At 72.0% G+C, this 4,367-nt stretch carries 4 protein-coding genes; all 4 read left to right on the top strand.

Features of this window, described 5'->3' with window-relative positions; genetic code table 11:
- Nucleotides 1-1,657: DEAD/DEAH box helicase (locus VF825_RS01090; RefSeq protein WP_331109228.1), on the top strand; the 1,657-nt coding region annotated here is incomplete at its 5' end.
- 61 nt (nucleotides 1,658-1,718) lie between these two features.
- Complete coding sequence (locus tag VF825_RS01085) at nucleotides 1,719-2,267, top strand: hypothetical protein (RefSeq protein WP_331109226.1); 549 nt, start codon at nucleotides 1,719-1,721, stop codon at nucleotides 2,265-2,267.
- Between the two features lie 13 nt (nucleotides 2,268-2,280).
- Nucleotides 2,281-3,252, top strand: coding sequence for a MazG family protein (locus tag VF825_RS01080; protein ID WP_331109223.1), 972 nt, complete (start codon nucleotides 2,281-2,283; stop codon nucleotides 3,250-3,252).
- Nucleotides 3,253-3,347: 95 nt separating this feature from the next.
- The coding region (gene eno / locus VF825_RS01075) for a phosphopyruvate hydratase (protein ID WP_331109221.1) at nucleotides 3,348-4,367 on the top strand (1,020 nt) is incomplete at its 3' end.

Genomic DNA, 4,367 nt, shown 5'->3' with positions numbered 1-4,367 from the left:
GCTGAGCAGCATCGACGAGGTCAAGGTCGACATGGAGCGCTCGGTGCCGATGGACCGCCTCATCTGCGGCGACGTCGGCTACGGCAAGACCGAGATCGCGGTGCGGGCGGCGTTCAAGGCGATCCAGGACGGCAAGCAGGTTGCCGTCCTCGTGCCCACGACGCTGCTGGTGCAGCAGCACTTCCAGACCTTCTCCGAGCGCTACGCCCAGTTCCCGGTGGTCGTGAAGGCGCTGTCGCGCTTCCAGACCGACGCCGAGGCGAAGCGGGTGCTCGAGGGCCTGGCCGACGGCAGCGTCGACCTGGTCATCGGCACGCACCGGCTGCTGTCCAAGGAGGTGCGGTTCAAGGACCTCGGCCTCGTCGTCGTCGACGAGGAGCAGCGCTTCGGTGTCGAGCACAAGGAGCAGCTCAAGCAGATGCGCACCGCGGTCGACGTCCTCGCGATGTCGGCCACCCCGATCCCGCGCACGCTGGAGATGGCGGTCACCGGCATCCGCGAGATGTCGACCCTGGCCACCCCGCCGGAGGAGCGCCACCCGGTCCTGACCTTCGTCGGCGCATACGACGAGAAGCAGATCGTGGCCGCCATCCGGCGCGAGCTGCTCCGCGAGGGCCAGGTCTTCATGGTGCACAACAAGGTCAGCTCGATCGAGAAGGCCGCAGCCCGGCTGCGCGAGCTGGTGCCCGAGGCCCGGATCGCCACCGCACACGGCCAGATGGGCGAGCACCGCCTCGAGCAGGTCGTCCTCGACTTCTGGGAGAAGAAGTTCGACGTGCTGGTCTGCACCACGATCGTCGAGACCGGCCTGGACATCTCCAACGCCAACACCCTCATCGTCGAGCGCGCCGACGCCCTCGGCCTCTCCCAGCTGCACCAGCTGCGCGGCCGGGTGGGGCGTGGTCGCGAGCGGGCCTACTCCTACTTCCTCTACCCGCCGGAGAAGCCGCTGACCGAGACGGCGCACGACCGGCTGCAGACCATCGCCAGCCACACCGACCTCGGCGCCGGCATGCAGGTGGCCATGAAGGACCTCGAGATCCGCGGCGCAGGCAACCTGCTCGGCGGCGAGCAGTCCGGCCACATCGCCGGCGTCGGGTTCGACCTCTACGTGCGGCTGGTCGGCGAGGCGGTGGCGGACTACCGGGGTGAGGCCGACACGGCGCCGGTCGAGATCAAGATCGAGCTCCCGGTCGACGCGCACCTGCCCCACGACTACGTGCCGGGGGAGCGGCTGCGCCTGGAGGCCTACAAGAAGCTGGCGGTCGTCGAGGACGAGGCCGGACTCGCCGAGATCGAGGCCGAGCTGCGCGACCGTTACGGCGCTCCGCCGGAGCCCGTGCAGAACCTGCTCGAGGTGGCCCGGCTGCGCACGGTGGCCCGCCAGGCGGGGGTCGCCGACATCAGCGTCCAGGGCAACTTCGTGCGGTTCGGCCCGCTCGAGCTGCCCGAGAGCCAGCAGCTGCGGCTGCAGCGGCTCTACCCGGGGTCGCTGGTCAAGGACCAGGTCCGTACGATTCTCGTGCCCAAGCCCATGACCGCGCGGGTGGGTGGCAAGCCGCTGCGCGACACCGCAGTCCTGCGGTGGGCCAGCGACCTGATCCACGCGGTCCTGCTCGACAGCGTGGCCAGTGCCGCGCGCGTGGCCTCGAGCTGACGACCATGATGTGCTCGACCCGCGCGCGCCGGCACCCGGCGGCACGACGAAAGGAACGTCCGTGAAGGTTCTCCCGACGGCCCGCGCCGCCGCGCCGGTCGCCCTGGTCCTGGGTGCCGCCCTGGCCCTGTCCGGCTGCGGCCCGCAGCAGGCCGGTGCCGCCGCCATCGTCGGCGACCGGGTCATCAGCGACCAGGACGTGCAGACCGCGGCCCAGGAGACCAACAAGGGGGTCGAGGGACTGCAGCAGCCGTTCACCGCCTCCGACACGCTGGTCTTCCTCATCGTCTCGCCCTACGTCCTCGACGCCGCCGCCCAGGGCGGGCACGGGGTCTCCGTGTCCCAGGCCAAGGCGGCGCTGGCCAAGCTGCCGAACCCCTCGCCGGCCACGGTGGAGTTCGCCCGCACGTTCATTGCGCTGCAGGGGCTGACCCAGGAGCAGGTCCAGGGCGTCCTCGCCGAGGTGCAGAAGGCCAAGATCACGGTCAACCCGCGCTACGGCAAGCTCGACCCCAAGACCCTGCGCCTGGACACCAGCGAGCCGAACTGGATCAAGAAGGTCCCGCAGGCCAACGCCACCACCGCCCCGTCGGTCCCCTCCGGCCAGTAGTCCGCAGGCCCGAGTGGCGCACCGCCTGACCCTCCTGCTGAGCAGCCCCCGCGTCGCGCCGGGCCTGCTCACCCGCGACGCGTGGGACGTGCTCGCCTCGGCCGCGGTCGTCCTCGCCCGCGACGAGGACGAGGCCCAGGCCGTCGCGGTCGCCGAGTCCGGTATGCCGGTCGCGCACGTGGGTGCCGAGCCGCCCGCTTCGCTGGCCCGCCTCCTCGCCGACCGCGCGGATGAGGGCGAGGTGGTGTGGCTCGGCTCCGCCGACGGCGACCCGGGCCTGACCGACGCCCTCGCGGCGGAGGTCAGCCGCCGGCCCGAGCCGCCGGAGGTCGAGGTGCTGGTCGGGTCCTGGGACGTGCCGGGTGCCCGGCTGCTCGACCTCGTCGCGGTGATGGACCGGCTGCGCACCCCGGGCGTCTGCCCGTGGTACGCCGAGCAGACCCACGAGTCCTTGCTGCCCTACCTCATCGAGGAGGCCTACGAGGTCGTCGAGGCGATCGAGTCCGGCGACCGGGCCCACATGCTCGAGGAGCTCGGCGACCTGCTCTTCCAGGTCGTCTTCCACTCCCGGGTCGCCGCCGAGGACCCGGCGGCGCCGTTCGACGTCGACGACGTGGCCGCAGCCCGCGTCGACAAGCTCGTCCGGCGCAACCCGCACGTGTTCGCCAACGTCGAGGCGGAGACCGCCGAGGACGTGACCGCGAACTGGGAGCAGATCAAGGCGCAGGAGAAGCCCCACCGCGACTCGCCGCTGGACGGCATACCGGCGGGCCTGCCCGCGCTGGCGCGGGCCGACAAGGTGCTCTCCCGGCTGGAGCGGGCCGGGGCCGCCGAGGTCGCGACCGAGGCGACCGTCGGGGAGGACGTGGGCGCCCAGCTGCTCGCGCTGGTGGCCCGGGCGAGGGCCGCCGGGGTCGACGCCGAGGCGGCGCTGCGGGCGACGTTGCGCGAGGTCGAGGCAGCGGTGAGGGCCGACGGCGCCTGAGCCCGCCCTCCCGCGGTGCGGGTCGGTCACCGGAGGGGGCAGGGGCAGCCGTTAGGCTCGGGTCGTATCCGTCCGGCCCACCGATGGAGATGTTTGTGGCCAGCATCGAGGCAGTAGGCGCGCGCGAGATCCTCGACTCGCGCGGCAACCCCACCGTCGAGGTCGAGGTCGCCCTCGACGACGGCACGATCGCCCGCGCGGCGGTCCCCTCCGGCGCGTCGACCGGCGCGTTCGAGGCGGTCGAGCGCCGCGACGGCGACAAGAACCGTTACGGCGGCAAGGGCGTCGAGCAGGCCGTCGACGCCGTCCTGGACGAGATCGGCCCGCGCCTGCTGGGCTTCGAGGCGAGCGAGCAGCGGCTCGTCGACGCCGAGATGCTCGCGATGGACGGCACCGCCAACAAGGGCACCCTCGGCGCCAACGCCATCCTCGGCGTCTCCCTCGCCGTGGCCCGTGCGGCGGCCGACTCCGCCGGCCTGCCCCTGTTCCGCTACGTCGGCGGCCCCAACGCCCACGTGCTGCCCGTGCCGATGATGAACATCCTCAACGGTGGGTCGCACGCCGACTCCAACGTGGACATCCAGGAGTTCATGATCGCCCCGATCGGCGCCGGCTCCTTCCGGGAGGCGCTGCGCTGGGGCACCGAGGTCTACCACGCGCTCAAGGCGGTCCTGAAGGAGCGCGGCCTGTCCACCGGCCTCGGTGACGAGGGCGGCTTCGCGCCCAACCTCGAGAGCAACCGTGCGGCACTGGACATCATCAGCGAGGCGGTCGCCAAGGCCGGCTACACCCTCGGCACCGACATCGCGCTGGCGCTCGACGTCGCGGCCTCGGAGTTCTGCGAGGACGGCGTCTACACCTTCGAGGGCCAGCAGCGCAGCGCCGCCGAGATGACGGCCTACTACGCCGAGCTCGTCGAGTCCTACCCGCTGGTGTCCATCGAGGACCCGCTGGACGAGGACGACTGGGAGGGTTGGGCGACCATCACCGCGGTCCTGGGCGACAAGGTCCAGATCGTCGGCGACGACCTGTTCGTCACCAACCCCGAGCGGCTGCAGCGTGGCATCGACAACGCCACGGCCAACGCCCTGCTGGTCAAGGTCAACCAGATCGGC

Origin of the sequence: Oryzihumus sp., from assembly GCF_036391795.1 — a bacterium.
GTDB lineage: Bacteria > Actinomycetota > Actinomycetes > Actinomycetales > Dermatophilaceae > Oryzihumus.
This window is presented reverse-complemented; position numbering and strand designations above follow the sequence as displayed.